The following is an 18,835-nucleotide window of genomic DNA, read 5'->3' as shown; positions in this document are numbered from 1 at the left end:
GCTTGTCGCAGCGCGCGGTTCCAATAATATACTCCAGCGAACGGGTCTGTTTCACTGCGAGCATCACATACAATAAGCGCTACAGCTAATTCGTTAAGGTATAGTTGATGAATGAGCCGATAACCAGGTTGTCCCGCTAAGTCCCATAATAATATTTCTCGCTGCTCTTTACGGTTGTCGTTAACTACCAGTTCTTTTTTATCAAAAGTCCAAACATAGCGACCATGAGTAGATTCGGTAGGACGAAACTGCTTATTTGTCAATACTAAACTCAAACCTGACTTACCAACACCGCTTTCCCCAACCAGCACCACCTTCGCGTTTCTATATAAGTCAGAGGGGTTGGTTGGAGACTGTTCGAGTAAAGTTTTCTCATCAAGTTTCCAAACACGAATGGAAATATCAGCTTCTCCCAAAGTTGCCAACATTAGTTTACTTGGATGAAAAGCGAGTCCAAAGGGTAAAGATTTAAAAGTCTCTTCCGACAATATTGTCACTGTTTCCCATGTGTCGCATCGCCATAAACGCACTGTACCATCAGAGGATTTGGAGGCTAAAAAATTGCCATCATGGGAAAATTCAACGCAGTTAACAGATGCTGTGTGTCCTTCTAGTACAAATATTGTTTGCCCGGTTCGTGGGTTCCATAGACGAATTGTATTGTCGAGTGAACCTGTCGCAAGCATTTTTCCATCCGGCGCCCAGTTAACGCTGTAAATATCCGCCGAATGTCCTGTCAGGATTTTTTTAAGTTCTAAAGTTTCTCTGCCCCATAAACGAATTGTAGTGTCATGGGAAACCGATGCCAATATTTTCCCATCTGGCGACCAGGCGACGCTGTTTACCTGTCCGGTGTGTCCTTCCAAAATTTGGCTTTTTTGCGTTTTAACGTGCCCAATTAAGATGTACCAATTGTCCCCTATTCCACCAGCAGCAATTAGCTCACCATCTGGAGACCACGCCATATTTAAACAGCTACCACCATGTGTATCAAATTTATTTGTTTGTTCTCCAGTATTAGTATTCCATACCCTTACAGTATTATCGGTTGAGCCAGAAGCGATAGATTTACTGTCTGGTGACCAAGCTACTGCCCACACTCGTCCCTCATGACCTTTTAACGTGTGGATGCACTCACCAGTGTTTGAATTCCAAAGCTTGATAGTACGGTCAAACGACGGTGATGACAACAGAGTACCGTTTGGCGCCCACTCAACTCGACTTATTAATCCATTATGCCCTGAAAGCGTGCGTTCCAATTCCCAACCGGCTGGAGTCGCGCGCGTGTTGTCCTGGTTCATCATTTTTAGGGGTAACTTTAATATATATACTTCTTTACTTCATATTGTTATGCACCCATTACTGAATTATACTTAGATAAATTTCATACTTTAATTTTGATAGTTTGCATTGTGGCACAGGCATCCTTGCCTATGTATTAACGAGGGAGATGCGAGAAATATGAATTTGTGTATGTTTTTAATATAGCAATTTATTTAGCTGATTGAATTATCTAAGCAATAGATAAAAATCAATTTATAAATTATCGGCTAAATTATCGACTAAATTATTCGGCAGAGAGCGGCAATATGCGGCAATATACCATTTTGTGGTTATTTTTGACTACAATATGAGATTAGAGTGAAGATTTAAGAATCTATAACCATCCTGAAAATATATTAACCAATGGGTAGATAAAATATGACTTGATAAAAATTAACATTTATGAAGTTTTTAATTAATGTTTAAACAAATGTTTACTACATACAACCTCAGACTGAATTGCGTCTGAATATCATCTGAATTTCATAAAATTATAGCGCTTTGTATTGCTTTATATCGCTTGAAATCTTAAGTACATTTATATTGGATTAAGAATTATGCAAAAGACACAGGAGAGAGAGATGGCAGCTATTCCAGTTCATCCGGAGATATTTCAGCTGTTAAAACAGGCGTACTCAGAAAAATTTGGCAGTTCGCCTAGTTCTTTAATATATAGATTAAATAATGCTTTTAAAGACGAATTAGAAGGTTCTGGCGATAATTTAATCGCTGATAGAACCATTCGAGCTTTTTTTAATGCAAATGTACCGCCAAAAACTCACGAAAAAAACCTCAACTATTTGTGCTGGGTATTGTTAGAGCAAACTAGTTATCAAGAAGCTGTAAGAAAACTAACTCAACCTGAAACAACAAATTGGCTTGCTCCTTATTGGAAGCATTTAGAACGAAAATGCGGCACAATGAGAATATTGGACATGAACGAGCCAGTATCGATAAATAATATTTACGTCAAGTTTCAAATTTTAAAGAATATTCAAGGGCGCCGACAACAAACTATAAACTTACTACTTGATAGTTTCGACTCACTTCCTGAAGATAATCAAAGTTATAAAAGGTTACCATTTTCAGAAAACGAAACGCATGTTCCTGCGCTAGAAGCAGTTATGCGTTATAGAAAGCTGATGGTTCTTGGTAAACCTGGTGCGGGTAAGACTACATTTCTGAAATATCTAGCGATGAATTTCTCGAAGGAAGAATCCACCGATAACTTCGTACCAGTCTTTATTAGCTTGCGTGATGTTTATGATGAGCAAGAAAGCTTAACAAACCTAGTTATTAAAGAATTTACTGAACGTTTAACAAATTCTGAATCAAAAGTTCATCAACTTTTAGAAGATGGTAAATGCTTAATTTTACTCGATGGTTTGGATGAAGTTAAAGCCGATAGTAACAACAAAGATAATTACACGACTCACAATTATAATATCTATCGAGATATTGACAAATTAGTTACTACATTTCCGAATAATCGTTTTATCATCACTTGCCGTACAGCTGCTTCGGATTATGTTTTTAATGACTTTACCGAAGTCGAGATAGCTGATTTTGAGCGCGCGGAAATAGAAGCGTTTGCTCGCAATTGGTTTACAGAAAGAGGTGAAGAAGATATTTGTGAGGTGTTTTTAAATAAGCTTGAAGAAAATGAAAGAGTTAAAGAGTTAGCAACAAACCCATTATTGCTGACAATTTTGTGCTTGACTTTTGAAGGCACTTATGATTTTTCTACAAATAGATATGCAATTTACGATGATGCTGTAGATTCATTATTAAGAAAATGGGATGCAAGTCGTAGAATTGAGCGTAGATCTGACTTAAATATATCTCGGCAACGTAAAATTAACATGTTTAGCCAGATTGCTTATCAAGGGTTGAACAATAAACCCCCCAAAGTTTTATGGCATCAGTGGGAATTGCAAGAACAAATATCTCAGTTCATGCAAAATATTAGTACTGATTTCGATACACAGCAAGTTTTAAAGCTGATTGAATCTAATTATGGATTACTTATTCAGCAAGCTAAAAATATATATTCGTTTTCCCACTTAACGTTTCAGGAATATTTTGCCGCTGAATACGTGGTTGAAAACCGTGAACGCGAGTTTTTAAAGAACTTTGTTGAACAAAATTTAACAGCAAAACAATGGCGAGAAGTATTTATTCTAATTACAGAACGCTTGAGCAATGCTGATGAATTTCTCAAGCTGATGTTTCGATGCGTAAATGATATCGTCAAAAATAGTCCAGCTTTGCAAGATATGTTGAGTTGGTTAGATAGAATGACAACTGCATCAGGTATTGGGTCGAGCGGATGGAGAGCTTATTATCTAGCGATTGATTTGGATGTAGACTTATATATTAGTCGGGATATCGAAATCGAACGTGAAATTTTTGCTAAATTTGCAACCGATATTAGAGAGTTTAACATCATACGCAATCAATTGATTTCTCGACAAACTAGGGGTTTACTTATTTCCCGACTAGCAGCTATTCATGCACTAGCTGTGGACATGTCCAATGATGCAACTCGTGACTCATATACAAGTCTATATAAATCGAGTGAATTTACAGCAAAAAGGCTTAAAATTAGTGACAACATCGAGGTTGATATTATCGAAAAGTTGGATGATGCAATCGAAAAAGCACGCGAACTTAATTACACTCTTTTGACAGATGCTTTGGTTGATTTAGAAAAGCGCTATCCTTCGAGTCGAGCGTCTACTTCAGATTGGGAAAAATGGGCAGAAGAGTTACGACAATTAATGATGAAGTCTCTTGATGTTGGTTATAAAGTTGACCTTGAACCCGAAGATGTGAAGCTTTTGCATGATTATATCTATGCCAATTATCTGTTATTAGAGTGTGTTTCTGGAGAGAACTATTGTTCTAAGGAATTACGCGAACAAATTGTAGATAATTTGCTGTTACCTACAGATAAAATTCCTGCGTCACTGTTGGATGTGTGAATTTGATCCCCCCTAACCCCCCACAAGTCTCTTTTTCTTATCTTTCTTTGTGTTCTTTGTGCCTTTGTGGTTCCATAAAGAGATAAACCACGAAGACACAAAGGGCACAAAGAAGGAAAAAGGCGGTTTATTTAAAGATGTGTGTATACCGTAGGCGTGGAAGGGGGGAACAAGAGTGGAAGTTTTATTTCAACAAAAGAACAACATTGAAACTTTTTATTACAAAAAATAAATATAATTTAAAGCCCCCTTCCACGCGGGGGGTTGGGGGATCAAAACTTGATAATATTAAAAAAAATCATGGTAGAATCGAAATTGTTACAATTGGTGTATCGATAATGCTCATAAGATTAAGCATTATTTCGGCTATCTTGGGATTTACATCCTATTGGTTAGGAACTTGGTTGAACATAGATGCCACGCGTGTTCCTTACCTGCCTACATTAATGAACATTGCTATCATCATCGGACTTTATATCAACGTTCTAAGTATCGACACAAGTTTACTTAAAAGGTGTCTCGGTTCTGTTATTACTGTTATATGCGTTGGAGTTCCTGTTAAAATACTTTTACCAGGATTTCTTTTAGCTATATTTTCTCCCTCACTGGCGCCCATAGCATACCTATGTGCTACAGTAATTGCTCAAATAGACCCAATTGCCGCATCAAAATCACTACAAACAGGCAAGGTCAGCAGAAAATCTGAAACAATTTTACGCGCGTGGTCTAGTTTCGATGACCCAGTTACAGTACTGTTTGCCTTTTATATATTCCTACCTCTAATCGTTTTCCAAGATTCTAATCTTAGCCAATATTTGCTCAAAATCGGCATTGATATTCTGAGTTGTGCATTAGCTTATTACTTACACAGATTATACCAAAGTAACAGACGGATAAATTTATTGCGAGATAGCGTAAAAATAACGATTGAAGCTACTTGTCTAGTCGCGGTAATGATTTATAGTTTAATTAATGGGTCATTTTTATTACCTGCATTCGTCGGGTTTTTCCTTAGACCATTTTCTCCAGAAAAATTAGAACCAGTAATTTCTGCAATTTTTTACTTTAGCGTAGTGGTGATTGGCTTATTATGCACCAACATCAGCTTAAATTGGCTATCAGGTGGAATACTAGCATTTTCAATGTTTTTTATCGCTCAAGTACTAGTTGCTGTACTCTTTTTAAAAGACTCGGTAACAGACAAGCTGAAAATAATGTTTGGTCATCAAAACGGAATGACAGCTATTTTACTGACTGTGGCAATAGAAGTCTCAGGGTTTGATAGGACAGGAGATTTATTGTCGGTGACATTACCCGCAATTATCTTTGTTGCACTCTTTTACTTTACTACCAATTATTTCTTAGACCGTAAGCTTTCTAAGGTGAACGGGTAATCTATTGCCGCTCATTGCCGCTCATTGCCGATTATTGCCATCAGGGTATATACTTAACATGTGCATCTATAACAATAGGTAAAATTTAGCCATGTCCAATGACAACACAGCTAAAGGAAATGTTAAGATTTGCAACCGTAATCATAATCATGGTGACGATTGGGATGATGATAATTGTTGCCAAAGCACGAAAGCTGCCAGTGAGAGCAATAATACTGAACAAATAGTTGTTAACGGCGCCAAATCTCAGCCTAAAAAGCTATAATTTTAATTCTCGCACAGGCAGGATGCCTATGCTACAAGGAATTTTATAACCAATAGTCTGTAAAATAGTTTTTTGCTCGCTCATTGAATTTGACTATAAGGAAGCTTGGGAACTATGGCGCCTCTAGCACTGCTGAGTGTATCTAATAAAACAGGATTAATTGACCTAGCAAAAAGTCTAGTAGAAGAATTTGGCTTTGATATTGTAAGCAGTGGGGGAACCGCTAAGGCTTTAAAGGACGCAGGTTTACCAGTTACGAAAGTTGCTGATTATACAGGCTCACCAGAAATATTGGGTGGACGAGTTAAAACGCTGCACCCACGCATCCACGGTGGAATATTAGCGCGTCGTGACGTTCCCCAAGATGTGACAGATTTGGAAGAAAATCAAATTCGTGCTATTGATTTAGTTGTAGTAAATCTTTACCCTTTTGAAGAAACGATTGCAAAACCAGATGTAAGTTTAGCTACCGCTGTAGAGCAAATAGATATTGGTGGGCCTGCAATGTTACGAGCAGCATCAAAAAACTTTGCCCATTTAACTGTATTATGTGACCCCGCTCAATATGATGAGTATTTACAAGAACTCAGACAAAACGGCGCCCCATCCTTTGAGTTTCGCCAAAAGTGCGCTTTAAAAGGTTTTTTACACACTTCAAGTTACGACCAAGCGATATCAGAGTATCTTGCTAGTTTGACGCCAACAGAGACACTACCACAACAGTTCAGCATTTCAGGCAAACAAATTCAAGCTTTACGGTATGGAGAAAACCCACATCAACAAGCTTCTTGGTATCAAACTGGAAGTACCGCGACTGGATGGGCCGCCGCGAACAAACTTCAAGGTAAGGAACTTAGCTACAATAATTTAGTTGACTTAGAAGCCGCGCGTAAAATCATTGCAGAATTTACCGATAAACCTGCTGCCACCATTATCAAACATACAAATCCTTGTGGTACAGCTATTGGAAATACAATTCATGAAGCTTATACAAAAGCTTACAACGCTGACGCTGTATCCGCATTCGGTGGAATTGTAGCACTTAATCAACCAATTGATGCGGCAACTGCTACTGAGTTAACAAAGATATTTCTTGAATGTGTAGTTGCACCAGGATGCGACGCTGATGCACAAGAGATATTAGCAAAAAAAGCAAATGTTAGGGTATTAATACTACCTGACTTGGTAAGCGGTGCGAAGCAAACTGTTAAAGTTGTTGCAGGTGGTTTTCTCGTTCAAGGTGCCGATGATATTACAATTGACACGAGTGAATGGAAGGTTGTCACCGATAAAAAACCCGATGACGATGAACTTGCAGAATTATTGTTTGCTTGGAAAGTTTGTAAACACGTTAAATCAAATGCCATCGTTGTCGCGCGCGACTATACTACCCTTGGTATCGGCGCCGGACAAATGAACCGCGTTGGTTCTGTAAAAATTGCCCTCGAACAAGCTGAAGAAGGCGCCAAAAATGCTTTCCTTGCTAGCGATGCGTTTTTTCCTTTTGATGACTCGGTTCGTACTGCAGCAGAAAAAGGTATTAAAGCTATTGTTCAACCTGGTGGTAGTTTACGCGATGAAGATTCGATCAAAGCGGCTAATGAATTAGGTTTAATTATGGTGTTTACGGGAATTAGGCATTTTATGCACTAACTGTAAGTCAGGTGCGTGACGCTATTAGACTTGCTCTTCGTTTCAAAATTTTGGTAGCGTCACGCACCCTACAAAACTGTTACGTGAAATACTTGCTCTTTTTCAAAAACTGGAGTATTCTATATTTGTGTGTGAGGAGTAAGTTGAAAGTACATAAAGCGTCTGGAGTGGAAACACGGTCACACGTCCAGGCGCTTTTTGTTTTTTATTTTTTCTAGTGTGCAGATTGAAAAGTGTCACCTACATTACTTGTTTTTTCCACAAACAATACTATTATATAGATGTGTGTGAGGAGTAAGTTGAGAACAAAAAGCGCTTGGAGTGGAAACACGGTCACACGTCCAGGCGTTTTTTGCTGTCTATACATTTATTACAAAAGTTTACAAAAAAGATTAAGTTAAAAGTTTTTGCCTAAGATATTTAATACTTCAAAACGAAAATTCTGAAAAAAGTCTTAAAGTTCGATGTTTTTATGGGGTTTTTATAAAGTTTTCAAAAAGTCTTGCAAAACACTTGCCATTTGAAACAGTAAAGGATATTGTATAGGAGTGTGTGAGGAGTAAGTTGAAAACAGAAAGCGCTTGGAGTGGAAACACGGTCACACGTCCAGGCGCTTTTTGCTTTTTAAGATAAGCAATGAATTGCTTACTACGAGCTATCCAATACGTTCTGCTTGTGGTTGTGCTGCAACAACTGGGCTGCGCTTGAGGGTGAATAAAGCAAGCACGATTCCTAAAATTGCTAGACCTGCTGTTGGATAGAAGAAGTTTGTATAACTACCAAAAATATCTCGAATTTGACCTGCTAGTAAAGTACCTCCTAGGGCGCCAATACCATACGCAGTAAAGACGATACCGTAGTTTTTGGCGTAGTTTTCAGGATTAAACAGAGTTAGTGTAGAGGTTGGAGCAATTGCAAGCCATCCTCCTAACGAGAAATAAAACAGTGCAAACGCGAGTTTGTAGGTTAATGCATCACCGGCACCAACTTTTAACATCATAATCGAAGCAATCAAAATCAGCACAAACGCTAAAACTGCTCCATATTTAGCTGTAAAGCGGTCGGTGAACCAACCAAAGAACGGTCGTCCGGCGCCGTTAAATATTGCGAACAGCGATACTAAACCAGCAGCAGTAGCTGGATCAAGCTTGACAATTTCCTGTGCAAGTGGACTGGAAATACCAATAGCAGCAAGTCCAGCAAAAGAACCAATCGCATAGCATAACCATAACCCGTAAAATGAACCTGTAGATAACATAGTTACTCGTTCTAATGTACTGGTTAAGTTAGTTTTTGCAGTGGAGTTCCAACCAAGTGGTTTCCATCCTGCGGGAGGTGTTTGTAAAAGTGTTGAGATGGCAAGAATAATTGCTGTGAAAGCAATACCCAGGATGAAAAAGGTTTGTCTAACTCCATAGGAGTCTATGAGTGATTTGGCTATAGGTGCTGTAATTAATGGAGATAAACCAAACCCAATTACAGTTGACCCAACGGCAAGACCTTTTTTATCGGGAAACCATTTAGCTACTACCGCTAATGGTACTCCATATACAATCCCAACTCCTACGCCTGCAATCACACCGTAAGTAAAGGTTAATGTTGTGATATTACCTTCAATACCTGAGAGAATGTAGCCTAAACCGGCGATTACTCCTCCAACTGCGGTCAGGTTGCGCGCGCCAAAGCGGTTGATGTAAAATCCTGTAATCGGCATTAATATCGCAAACACCACCAATAACACAGTAAAAGGCAATAAGCTTTCGGTGGCGCCGATTTTAAGTAATTTTTCAAGAGGTTTTCTAAAAATACTCCACGAGTACACCGTACCTAGACATAGTAGGACTGTTAAACCAAGGGGAATTAGCAACCATCTACCCTTTTCAGCAGGTAGACCAAAAAGTTTTACTTCCATGCTTACGTACAATTACTTTCTTTGAAGTATGGCATCTTTATTAGCTAGGTACTAGTACTTCATCACACAAAATTTAGTCAGACTTGCGTCTGTAAGCTCGTATTCTGCTGCACAAATGCGATTCGTTTATTTTAATTTTTGTTTAATATTATTTCCTAATTTCTTATATTTTTTTTATATTTTTTTTATATTTCTATAATTAAAAAAATATAAGTAATTTTGCGTGAATGTACCAATTATATGTATTGTCTTATAAAGACATCATATTAGATTCGTATCTATGGGTATCAATCAAATTGGTCAAGTAGCAGCTTCACTGCTAACAGCGTTTGGACTCAAGATATTAGGTGCCATTGCATTATGGATTGTCGGTCAAAAGCTGATCGATTTTTCCTCAAGACTTTTGCGTAAAGTCTTCCGTAGTCAACATGTAGACCCAACCCTTATTAGTTACCTAGTTAATATAATCTCAGTTACATTACGGATTATATTAGTTGTCGCTCTACTCGGTTTCTTCGGAATTGAGACAACATCTTTTGCCGCATTACTCGCAGCAGCAGGTGTAGCAATTGGCGCCGCTTGGGGTGGACTATTAGCAAACTTTGCTGCTGGTGCATTCCTAATTATCTTTCGTCCATTCAAGGTCGGTGACTTTATTTGTGCAGGTGGTGTAACAGGTACTGTTCACGAAATCGGACTATTTGCAACAAGTATCAACACTCTAGACAATATAATGACGATTGTCGGCAATAACAAAATTTTCTCCGATAACATCCAAAACTTCTCCGTCAACCCTTATCGACGTGTTGACTTAGTTGCCCAACTCCACCATAGCGTAGACCATAACGAAGCTATCAGGCTCCTAAAAGCGCGCGTTAGCCAAATACCTAACGTTATCAGTCAACCTGAACCTGAGATCGAAATTCTCAAGTTCGAGCTAGCTGGCCCTGTACTAGTAGTACGTCCTTATTGCAATAATGACCATTATTGGCAAGTATACTTCGACACCAATAAAGCGATTCGCGAAACATTTACTCAAGCTGAGTATCCAATACCAGAAGAACAATTTCGATTACAAGCGATATCAAATGGCACAAAATCTAACAGCAATGCTGTATTACCAGTGTCATAATTAATCGCCTATACAATGTTAATTGTCAAGAGAATCCTGGTTTACTAGAAAAAACCAGGATTCTTTTTATACTCTTCATATTCAAACCCAAATTACATACGTATACTTGATAATTTTGAATCAATAATAGTGAATCATTATATCTATGAGCATGGTTAATTGCTTAGTAGACGAATATTACACAATTTTATGAAAGTCTTATCGGGTGCTGAAAATGCTTACTTGGTCAGTTGGATTGATAATTCTTCTGGGCTGGGGAATAATTATATATACATACCGTTACCAGATTAATACTTGGTATCAGCTTTGGCGTGCTGATATCGGATGTGTGCCGCTACGACAAAAACTATTGAAGATTGTATCACCAGATACAGCGGAAAGATTGATTGCACTAGCGAGAAGGAAAAATCCAGGTAAACCAGAACGTTGGTACTTGGAAAAAGTGCTATATGATTTACAAAGAAGATGAATATTCAACAGCAAGAGAAGTTTGACGTTATAGTTCAGAAAATTGAGAAGTATGCGAGAAAAAACCCTTCTTACTATAGGTTGCGGGTGTTTTTGCTGGCTTTACTGGGTTATGCTTATATTACACTAGTATTTTTCTTGCTGTGTTATGGAATTTGGGGTGTAAGAAGTTTGGTTGTGTCAACACAATCTAATTACGTAGTTGAACGAATTGATTATTTAATTTTTATACTTGGTATTGGAATTATTCGGTTATTCTGGGTCAAATTTGACTCGCCGAAAGGATTGGAATTATATCGTCAGCAAGTACCAGAAATATTCGCGATTGTTGATGATATTAGAGAACTACTCAAGGCGCCTCGAATTCATCATATATTATTGAACTACGAACATAACGCGGGTGTAGTTCAGATACCGCGTTTCGGTTTTCTTGGTTGGCAGCGAAATTACTTATTATTAGGGTTGCCGTTGCTACAATCAGTGACGGTTGAACAGTTTCGCTCGACAATAGCTCATGAACTGGGACATTTATCAGGAAACCATAGTCGTTTTGCGGGATGGATTTATCGAGTTCGACGAACCTGGTATCAATTAGCTTCGTCGGGTGATTCGTTTATATTTAGGTACTTTTTTAAATGGTACGAACCTTATTTTAACGCTTACTCTTTCGCACTCGCGCGAGCGAGTGAATACGAAGCTGATAGATGTTCGGTTGAAATATGTGGTTTGGAAACTTCTGCTATTGAGCTAGTAAATATCTATATATATAGTTCATTTTTAAGTAATGTCTTCTGGAAACAGATTTATGAAAAAGCTATACATTCAGAGTCGGCGCCGGATGGTATCATCAGCAAACAATTGCAAGCCTTAAGGACAGACATCGAAACTCATGATGTTGTCAAATGGTTGGGGTTAGCTCTAGCTCAAACAACTAATAACGATGATACTCACCCTTCTTTATCAGAACGTCTGCAAGCAATGGGATATTTCGTTGATACAAATCAACTACCAGATAAGATTGAAGAAACTGCGGCAGAATATTTTTTTGGTGACACCTTATTTAGTTTTGCAGCGTATCTAGATGAGCAGTGGAAGCGAGAGTTTGGCACACATTGGCAAAAAATGCACTCTCGATTAATGTACGAAAAGCAGAACTTGACGAGATTGGAAGCAAGAGTGTATAGATATTGTTTAACTCCAGAACAAGCATGGAAACGCACGATATTAACGGGTAAGTTTTACCAAAAGGAAGCTGCGATACCCTTGTATGAATCGTTACTAGTAAAAGAACCAAACCACGCAAAAGCTAATTATGAATTGGGGAAAATTTTACTATTAAAGTACGATGGTAGAGGTATTGACTATCTAAAGAAAGCAATTGACCTTGACTCCGAGTTAGTAATACCTAGCTGCGAAATACTGTATGGTTTTTACATGCGCTGTTCACAACCTGAAGAAGCGAATAAATACTTACTGCTTCTGAAACAGTATCAAAAATCGTTTAAACTATTTCAGCTAGAGCGTCAAGACATCAACCACACCGATAAATTTGTTGCTCACGACTTACCATTTATTGAAGTACAGCAAATAGCAGAACAACTATCGAGTTATTTATCTGTGGGTAAAGCGTACTTAGTGAGAAAGAAAATAAAAATATTTCCAGATAAACCTTTATACGTGCTTGGTATCATTCGTCGCTTCGTTAGAGGAAAAGGCGCCAACTACCAACCTGATGCAGAATTGGTGGAACAAATTAAAGCCGAATTGAACTTATCTAGTCAAGTGTATGTAATTATATTTAACCAAACCAACATGAAATTACACCGTGCTATCACGCGCGTTCGGGATGCTTGTATAGTTTTTCAAAAATAATTTGTTATTTTGTGCTTGGAGTTGGGAATCATATTTATATACTCGAATATTAAACCAAGCAGGGGTAGATATGGTTACGCTGACTGGATACGAATTGATTGAGCAAATATACTCAGGTAATCAAACATTAGTGTATCGGGGTATAAGACAATTAGATTCTCAACCAGTTGTAATCAAACTTCTGCGACACGAGTATCCCAGTTTCAACGAGTTAGTTCAATTTCGCAACCAGTATACAATCGCAAAAAATCTCCAACTGCCAGCTATAATTAAAACTTATAGCTTGGAACCATACCAAAATAGCTATGCACTGGTAATGGAGGATTTTGGAGGAGTTGCACTTAATGTCTGGAACTCTGAAACAAAGATAACGTCTTTACAAGATTTTTTTGATATTGCGAAACGCTTACAAATTTAAAACAGAAAACCTGTCTTGGCTATATACAAATTTGGCAACAAACAGTATTAAATTTGATGAGCCAAAGTCAAGATGTTTATAGTTTAATTGGTGCAGCATATGATGAACAGGTTATGTTGCCGCTTCATCATGAGACAAACGATGTAACGGCGATATGTTTAGTGTACTTTAATAAGTTTACGCTAGCATATTTATTCGATAATCTATCAGCAGCAGTAGAATATTCAGCTTTATCATAAAAATACTTAAGAGGAAATTAAAGCGAAGATATTTGACCATTTGTTTACAACCAAATCTGTAGGTAAGGGTACAGGATTAGGATTAACAATAGTTCGTCAGATAATAATAGAAAAGCATGGAGGAAATATCAAGGTGGAGTCGGCAATAGGTGAAGGAACATATTTTATAATATCTATCCCCTTGTAGGTAGGCTAACATATTGAAACGAAGCATATTTAATGTCGTATATCCTAACACCCATGAAAGTTGTTAGTAATTATACTGTCAGTATTTATGCTATATAAATAATATTTTGCGTCATCAAAAAAGTAAATATTTTTTCTAGTTTTTACAACAACTGTTAGTTAGCTCGACAAGCTGGGAAAAATAAAGTTTGTAAATGAAGCTTTAAATAACTAACTATGAATTCTGACTTTGAGCCACCACCAAAAAGCTTGTCTATACTGGCTTCAGTGGGAGGAGTTGTAACCGCAATTGTTACAATTGTGCTTCTTAACTCGTGGTCTAAGCAACTTTCTTTGACTTCTGCACAAAAACCGTCATCATCAACCACAACAACTTCCCTTGAGAAAAATAGTGAAAACCAAGGGTCAGTAGTCGCAAAACTGGATGCTCAATCTGTGAGCTTGCAAGGAACACCAATTAGTACTAGTGTTGCAACTGCAACTCCTTATATTGCCCCTGGAGTTGGAACACTCACAAACGATGAAGCATTGATTGCGCGTCAAGCTTGGTCATATTTTCAGCGTAACTGGAATGATGAAACAGGTTTGGTTAATTCTGTTGATGGCTTTACTTCTGTAACAATGTGGGATCAAGCTGCTGCTATTGCTGCTTTAGTCAGTGCAAAAGAACTGGATATCATCACAGCGACAGAATTTGATAAAAAAATGACCAGAATGTTGAAGACTTTAGCTTCGATGCCTTTATACAAAGATGAATTGCCCAATAAAGTCTACAACAGTAAAACTCTTACCCCTGTTAATTACGGTCAATTAGACAAACGAGAAGAAATTGGTTGGTCAGCGCTAGATTTGGGACGTATGGCAATCTGGTTAAAGATTGTTGAGACAAAATATCCACAAATGCGAGCGCGTGCCAGAGCCGTATGGAGGCACTGGCAAGTAGAGCGTTTAACTAAAAAGGGGCAAATGTATGGTACTGCCGTTGTTAACGGCAAAGAACAGTACAACCAAGAAGGGCGCCTAGGCTACGAAAATTATGCTGCATATGGTCTGAAGTTATGGGGTTTAGATGTAAAACAAGCTTTGGATTATCAATCTAACACCGCATTTATCAATCTTTACGGACACGGAGTCCCTTATGACAAGCGCGACTCTAAGAACTCTGGTGCTAATAATTACGTTTTGAGTGAACCTTATATTCTTGATGGAATAGAAACAGGATTCCAGGCATTACCAAAAGCATATGCAGACAGAATTTTAGCTGCTCAAGAAGCTCGCTACCAAGCCACAAAACAATTAACTGCTGTCACCGAAGATAATCTAGACCGCGCTCCTTATTTTGTCTATAGCAGCTTGTTTGTCAACGGACAACCTTGGGCAACCATCGCCGACACCGGAGAAAAGTACAACAATTTACGCTTTCTGAGTGCCAAAGCAGCTATTGGCTGGCATGTACTTTATGACACCGATTACACGCGCGCTTTATCTGATTTTGTCTACACGAATTTGAAATCTGAAAAAGGCTGGTATAACGGCTATTACGAGTCTTTACGCGAGCCAAATAAAGCTTTGACTGCCAATAATAATGGTGTCATTCTGCAAAGCTTACTCTACAAAAAAGTTGGACAACCGCTTGTTGTTTGGGCTGGGGTGAGTGGTCAGGAGAGAAGGGGTCAGGAGACAGGAGAGAAGGGGTCAGGAGACAGGAGAGAGGAGTTTAGGAAATGAATAGACCAGCAGCTAAAACTTTTCAAGATTTGATTGTTTGGCAAAAAGCACACCAATTTGTTTTATCCACATACCTTTTTACTGAGAACTTTCCGAAAAAAGAGACGTATGGATTAACTTCTCAATATAGGCGAGCAGCAATCTCGATAGCAGCAAACATAGCTGAAGGCTTTAAGAAAAAAACTAAACCTGATAAAGCTCGGTTTATGAATATTGCCCAAGGTTCTTTAGAAGAGTGTCGCTATTACCTAATTTTGGCGAAAGACCTTAATTACGGCGACAGTACAGAATTAATGTCTTTACTCGAACAAGTTAGTAAATTATTGGATGCTTATCGTACTTCTTTATTAAATCCCAACCCTAACCCCAACTCCAACTTCCCATAACTCCTGACCCTGACTCCTGAATTGTTCCTAAAATCATGACTAAGAAACGCTTTCAGAAAAGACTGTTGAGATGGTTTGCATTGTTTGTTATTGGGACACTTATGCAATTTTGGTTCTACATCCCAACGCCAGTGTTGTCCCAAACTCCGAGTGCTGGTTGTAATAGTATTACAGTTCCGTTGACACCAGAAGAACAGAACTATGCTCGTGCGGCTTGGCAGTATTTTGTCAAGAATTATCAACCTGCAACTGGATTTACTAATTCAACTGGTGGTTATCCTTCTGGCACACTCTGGGATATGGGTAATTACCTAATGGCGCTACATGCCGCACGCGCGCTGAACTTAACTGACCAAGCTGACTTTGATGCTCGACTCAATAAGTTTTTAACTAGTCTTGGTAGCTTGAAATTATTTGATGGTGCTTTACCAAATAAAGTCTACAACGCAGCTACCGGAGAAATGGTAGATTATGGAAACAAAGCAATTGAGCGCGGTATTGGTTGGTCGGCTTTAGATATTGGTCGGATGCTAGCTTCATTTGATGTGATTCGCACTTGTCATCCTCAATATAAAGATTGGTTAGAGGGGATTGTAAAAAAGTGGCAAGTCGCTAGCTCTGTTAAAGATGAACAACTCTACGGCGCCACTGTTCTACCAGATAACAAAACGTTACTGGTGCAAGAAGGAAGACTTGGTTACGAGGAATATGCTGCTAGAGGATATGAACTTTGGGGTTATAAAGTACCCAAGGCTCTTGATTTTCAGCCGTTTAAGTTTGTTGAAATTAATGGTGTGCAAATTCCGGTTGATACTCGTGACTTCAAAAGTACTAACGCGAATAATTATGTTGTTAGCGAGTCTTATATTTTAGATGGAATTGAGTTTGGATTAAAAGGTGAGTTGGCTGATTATGCAGCGAGGGTGTTAGATGTACAAAAGCGGCGCCACGATAGCACAGGTCAGTTAACTGCGGTGACAGAAGACAATATTGATAGGGAACCTTATTTTCTCTATAACACGATTTACGCTAACGGTGAGAAATGGGCAACTATCACTGACAACAACCAGCCTTACCCACAGTTACGCAGCGTTAGTACAAAAGCAGCTTTTGGTTGGCGTTATCTTTTCCCAGATAATACCTATGCTCAAAAACTTTTTGATGCTGTGAAAGACCTTAAAAGTCCTGATGATAGTGGTTACTATGCTGGTATTTACGAGGAAACAAAGCAACCTAATAAAGCTTTAACTGGTAATACAAACGGTCTAATTTTAGAGATTCTGTACTACAAAGCTAGGGGAAATCGTCCTTTAATTGCTTCTAGTTCTCAGTCTCCTACTGCAACATCAAATACAACATCAAATACAGCATCAACTGCAAATCCTGCCAGTGGTGTCACGACTCCTAAAATTACAGAGGTAAGTGTGGCACCCATACCACCAGTTAGTAATACTGAACCAACATCTAAAATTAAGCTAGCTAGACCACTGTCAATAATTGAACGGCGTTATGCAGAGGCAGCATGGGGTTATTTTAAAGCAAACTATCATTCAAAAAGTGGATTAATCGACGACCGCAGTGATTTTAAAGGCGCCACTTTGTGGGGGTTGGGGGATTATTTGGCAGCACTCAATGCCGCGCGTTCGCTTGATATTATTTCTGCAAAGGAATTTGACCAACGCACTCGCCATCTTTTAGGCGCCATCAAGAAACTACCACTATACGCGAATGAATTACCAAGTCGGGGTTATGATACGCGAACACTCCAACCAATTGATTATGCGGGTAATACAGTTCCTGAAGGAAACGGTTGGTCATCTTTAGATATCGGACGGATGTTAGCAGCGCTTTATAATTTAAAGAGCAATTATCCAGAGTACACTGAGGCAGTTGATAAAGTCGTCTTAGATTGGTCTTATTTGCGAGTTGTGCGGGATGGTATTCTTTCGAGTGCTGTTGTTACAAAAGATAATTCGGGGCGCCTACTTAGCCGTATAAACCCGGAAACTCGTCTGGGTTACGAGGAATATGCAGCGCGCGCTTTTCAATTATGGGGTTTTGATGTTGAACGCTCTACTGTGGGGGGTGAATATCAAACTGCTGTAGTAGAAGGTTTAAAAGTGCCAATTGGGCGCCATCGTAATCAATACAATCAATATACGGTTAGCAATCCTTTTTTACTTTATGGATTGGAATTTGGTCTTGAGCCAAAGATGCGCGCGTTAGTGCTGCCAATTTTCCAAGCTCAAGCAGAACGCTATAAACGCACGGGTATTTTTACTGCTTCAGCAACCACTTTAATTGACCGCAAACCTTACATTGTCCACAGTACAATTACTGGACAGGGTACACCTTGGGTAGCTTTAGGTGATGATGGTAAACTTTTGCCCAATGAACGATTAGTAAGTACCGCAGTAGCATTTGTTCATCATGCCCTACTTCCAGAGGATAAATACGTTCAAGAATTAATACGGGCAACAACAGACGTGTATAACCCAGCACTAGGTTTTTACGAGGGCTTTTATGAAAAAACCGGTAAAACAGCAATTGGTTTTACTAGCAGCACCAACAGTATGATTTTGCAATCCTTACTGTACAGTCTCACAAATAGACAGCCACTAATTCGTCCTATTATTGCAATGAACTCTCCTTGGTGGCAAGCAGCACAAAAGAAAGATTCGGGTCGAGGTTTACCTTATAATGCCGAGCAAAAAGCCAAGTTAGTTTCCGATACCTTTGGAAGTTACTGGGTTTCAAGTAAAGACAATACCCAGTCAGAAATAGGGACAATTAGGAAATAAACTTACCCACCTTAATCCCCCCTAGCCCCCCTTAATAAGCAGGGCTGATTCGTTCCCTAAAAATCTTGAAAAAT

General features: G+C 38.7%; 15 protein-coding genes. 13 read left to right on the top strand and 2 right to left on the bottom strand.

Annotated elements, in window-relative coordinates; genetic code table 11:
* A partial coding sequence (locus AC2JBO_RS31315; protein WP_496957535.1) for a WD40 domain-containing protein occupies positions 1-1,304 on the bottom strand: 1,304 nt, incomplete at its 3' end.
* 576 nt (positions 1,305-1,880) lie between these two features.
* Here AC2JBO_RS31315 and AC2JBO_RS31310 point away from each other — a divergent pair.
* The 4 genes from AC2JBO_RS31310 to purH all read left to right on the top strand — a co-directional run bounded on the left by AC2JBO_RS31310 (position 1,881) and on the right by purH (position 7,619).
* Positions 1,881-4,307 carry an NACHT domain-containing protein gene (locus tag AC2JBO_RS31310; RefSeq protein ID WP_496957534.1) on the top strand — a complete coding sequence of 809 codons (2,427 nt, stop codon included), beginning with the start codon at positions 1,881-1,883 and terminating at the stop codon, positions 4,305-4,307.
* A 338-nt stretch (positions 4,308-4,645) separates the two neighbouring features.
* The gene (locus tag AC2JBO_RS31305; protein ID WP_496957533.1) at positions 4,646-5,701 is read left to right on the top strand and encodes a cation:proton antiporter family protein; all 1,056 of its coding nucleotides are present in this window, start codon (positions 4,646-4,648) and stop codon (positions 5,699-5,701) included.
* 91 nt (positions 5,702-5,792) lie between these two features.
* Positions 5,793-5,966 carry a hypothetical protein gene (locus AC2JBO_RS31300; RefSeq protein ID WP_496957532.1) on the top strand — a complete coding sequence of 58 codons (174 nt, stop codon included), beginning with the start codon at positions 5,793-5,795 and terminating at the stop codon, positions 5,964-5,966.
* Positions 5,967-6,080: 114 nt separating this feature from the next.
* A complete protein-coding gene (purH, locus tag AC2JBO_RS31295) occupies positions 6,081-7,619 on the top strand; it encodes a bifunctional phosphoribosylaminoimidazolecarboxamide formyltransferase/IMP cyclohydrolase (RefSeq protein ID WP_496957531.1) in 1,539 nt (512 codons plus the stop codon).
* Between the two features lie 655 nt (positions 7,620-8,274).
* Here purH and AC2JBO_RS31290 read toward each other — a convergent pair.
* The gene (locus AC2JBO_RS31290) at positions 8,275-9,531 is read right to left on the bottom strand and encodes an L-lactate MFS transporter (protein ID WP_496957530.1); all 1,257 of its coding nucleotides are present in this window, start codon (positions 9,529-9,531) and stop codon (positions 8,275-8,277) included.
* Between the two features lie 280 nt (positions 9,532-9,811).
* On the opposite strand from AC2JBO_RS31290, the gene AC2JBO_RS31285 reads away from it, so the two are divergent.
* From AC2JBO_RS31285 to AC2JBO_RS31245, 9 genes are all read left to right on the top strand, one after another.
* A complete protein-coding gene (locus tag AC2JBO_RS31285) occupies positions 9,812-10,663 on the top strand; it encodes a mechanosensitive ion channel family protein (RefSeq protein WP_496957529.1) in 852 nt (283 codons plus the stop codon).
* Positions 10,664-10,877: 214 nt separating this feature from the next.
* Positions 10,878-11,132 (top strand): hypothetical protein, encoded by a 255-nt coding sequence (locus AC2JBO_RS31280; RefSeq protein ID WP_496957528.1) that lies wholly within the window; start codon positions 10,878-10,880, stop codon positions 11,130-11,132.
* The gene (locus AC2JBO_RS31275) at positions 11,129-13,003 is read left to right on the top strand and encodes a M48 family metalloprotease (protein WP_496957527.1); all 1,875 of its coding nucleotides are present in this window, start codon (positions 11,129-11,131) and stop codon (positions 13,001-13,003) included. Before AC2JBO_RS31280 ends, AC2JBO_RS31275 begins: the two co-directional genes overlap by 4 nt.
* 70 nt (positions 13,004-13,073) lie before the next feature.
* The gene (locus AC2JBO_RS31270; RefSeq protein ID WP_496957526.1) at positions 13,074-13,421 is read left to right on the top strand and encodes a hypothetical protein; all 348 of its coding nucleotides are present in this window, start codon (positions 13,074-13,076) and stop codon (positions 13,419-13,421) included.
* A gap of 56 nt (positions 13,422-13,477) precedes the next feature.
* Positions 13,478-13,660 carry a hypothetical protein gene (locus AC2JBO_RS31265; protein ID WP_496957525.1) on the top strand — a complete coding sequence of 61 codons (183 nt, stop codon included), beginning with the start codon at positions 13,478-13,480 and terminating at the stop codon, positions 13,658-13,660.
* 16 nt (positions 13,661-13,676) lie between these two features.
* On the top strand, positions 13,677-13,847 hold the full coding sequence (locus tag AC2JBO_RS31260; RefSeq protein ID WP_496957536.1) for an ATP-binding protein: 171 nt from the start codon (positions 13,677-13,679) through the stop codon (positions 13,845-13,847).
* A gap of 215 nt (positions 13,848-14,062) precedes the next feature.
* Positions 14,063-15,574, top strand: coding sequence for a DUF3131 domain-containing protein (locus tag AC2JBO_RS31255; RefSeq protein ID WP_496957524.1), 1,512 nt, complete (start codon positions 14,063-14,065; stop codon positions 15,572-15,574).
* Positions 15,571-15,960, top strand: a complete 390-nt coding sequence (locus AC2JBO_RS31250; protein WP_496957523.1) for a four helix bundle protein — start codon at positions 15,571-15,573, stop codon at positions 15,958-15,960. Before AC2JBO_RS31255 ends, AC2JBO_RS31250 begins: the two co-directional genes overlap by 4 nt.
* Before the next feature lie 101 nt (positions 15,961-16,061).
* The gene (locus tag AC2JBO_RS31245) at positions 16,062-18,761 is read left to right on the top strand and encodes a DUF3131 domain-containing protein (protein WP_496957522.1); all 2,700 of its coding nucleotides are present in this window, start codon (positions 16,062-16,064) and stop codon (positions 18,759-18,761) included.
* Positions 18,762-18,835 lie beyond the last annotated feature (74 nt).

Source organism: Calothrix sp. CBUCES-K 9914 (assembly GCF_059640475.1).
The sequence above is the reverse complement of the archived record's forward strand: the minus strand, read 5'-3'. Positions and strand labels throughout refer to the sequence as shown.

Excerpts from the sequence above, each read along its gene's own strand:
- AC2JBO_RS31275 (WP_496957527.1), top strand. The coding sequence starts at position 11,129 with ATGAATATTCAACAGCAAGAGAAGTTTGACGTTATAGTTCAGAAAATT.
- purH (WP_496957531.1), top strand. The coding sequence starts at position 6,081 with ATGGCGCCTCTAGCACTGCTGAGTGTATCTAATAAAACAGGATTAATT.
- AC2JBO_RS31300 (WP_496957532.1), top strand. The coding sequence starts at position 5,793 with ATGTCCAATGACAACACAGCTAAAGGAAATGTTAAGATTTGCAACCGT.
- AC2JBO_RS31310 (WP_496957534.1), top strand. The coding sequence starts at position 1,881 with ATGCAAAAGACACAGGAGAGAGAGATGGCAGCTATTCCAGTTCATCCG.
- AC2JBO_RS31255 (WP_496957524.1), top strand. The coding sequence starts at position 14,063 with ATGAATTCTGACTTTGAGCCACCACCAAAAAGCTTGTCTATACTGGCT.
- AC2JBO_RS31270 (WP_496957526.1), top strand. The coding sequence starts at position 13,074 with ATGGTTACGCTGACTGGATACGAATTGATTGAGCAAATATACTCAGGT.
- AC2JBO_RS31265 (WP_496957525.1), top strand. The coding sequence starts at position 13,478 with ATGAGCCAAAGTCAAGATGTTTATAGTTTAATTGGTGCAGCATATGAT.
- AC2JBO_RS31280 (WP_496957528.1), top strand. The coding sequence starts at position 10,878 with ATGCTTACTTGGTCAGTTGGATTGATAATTCTTCTGGGCTGGGGAATA.
- AC2JBO_RS31285 (WP_496957529.1), top strand. The coding sequence starts at position 9,812 with ATGGGTATCAATCAAATTGGTCAAGTAGCAGCTTCACTGCTAACAGCG.
- AC2JBO_RS31305 (WP_496957533.1), top strand. The coding sequence starts at position 4,646 with ATGCTCATAAGATTAAGCATTATTTCGGCTATCTTGGGATTTACATCC.
- AC2JBO_RS31290 (WP_496957530.1), bottom strand. The coding sequence starts at position 9,531 with ATGGAAGTAAAACTTTTTGGTCTACCTGCTGAAAAGGGTAGATGGTTG.
- AC2JBO_RS31250 (WP_496957523.1), top strand. The coding sequence starts at position 15,571 with ATGAATAGACCAGCAGCTAAAACTTTTCAAGATTTGATTGTTTGGCAA.
- AC2JBO_RS31245 (WP_496957522.1), top strand. The coding sequence starts at position 16,062 with ATGCAATTTTGGTTCTACATCCCAACGCCAGTGTTGTCCCAAACTCCG.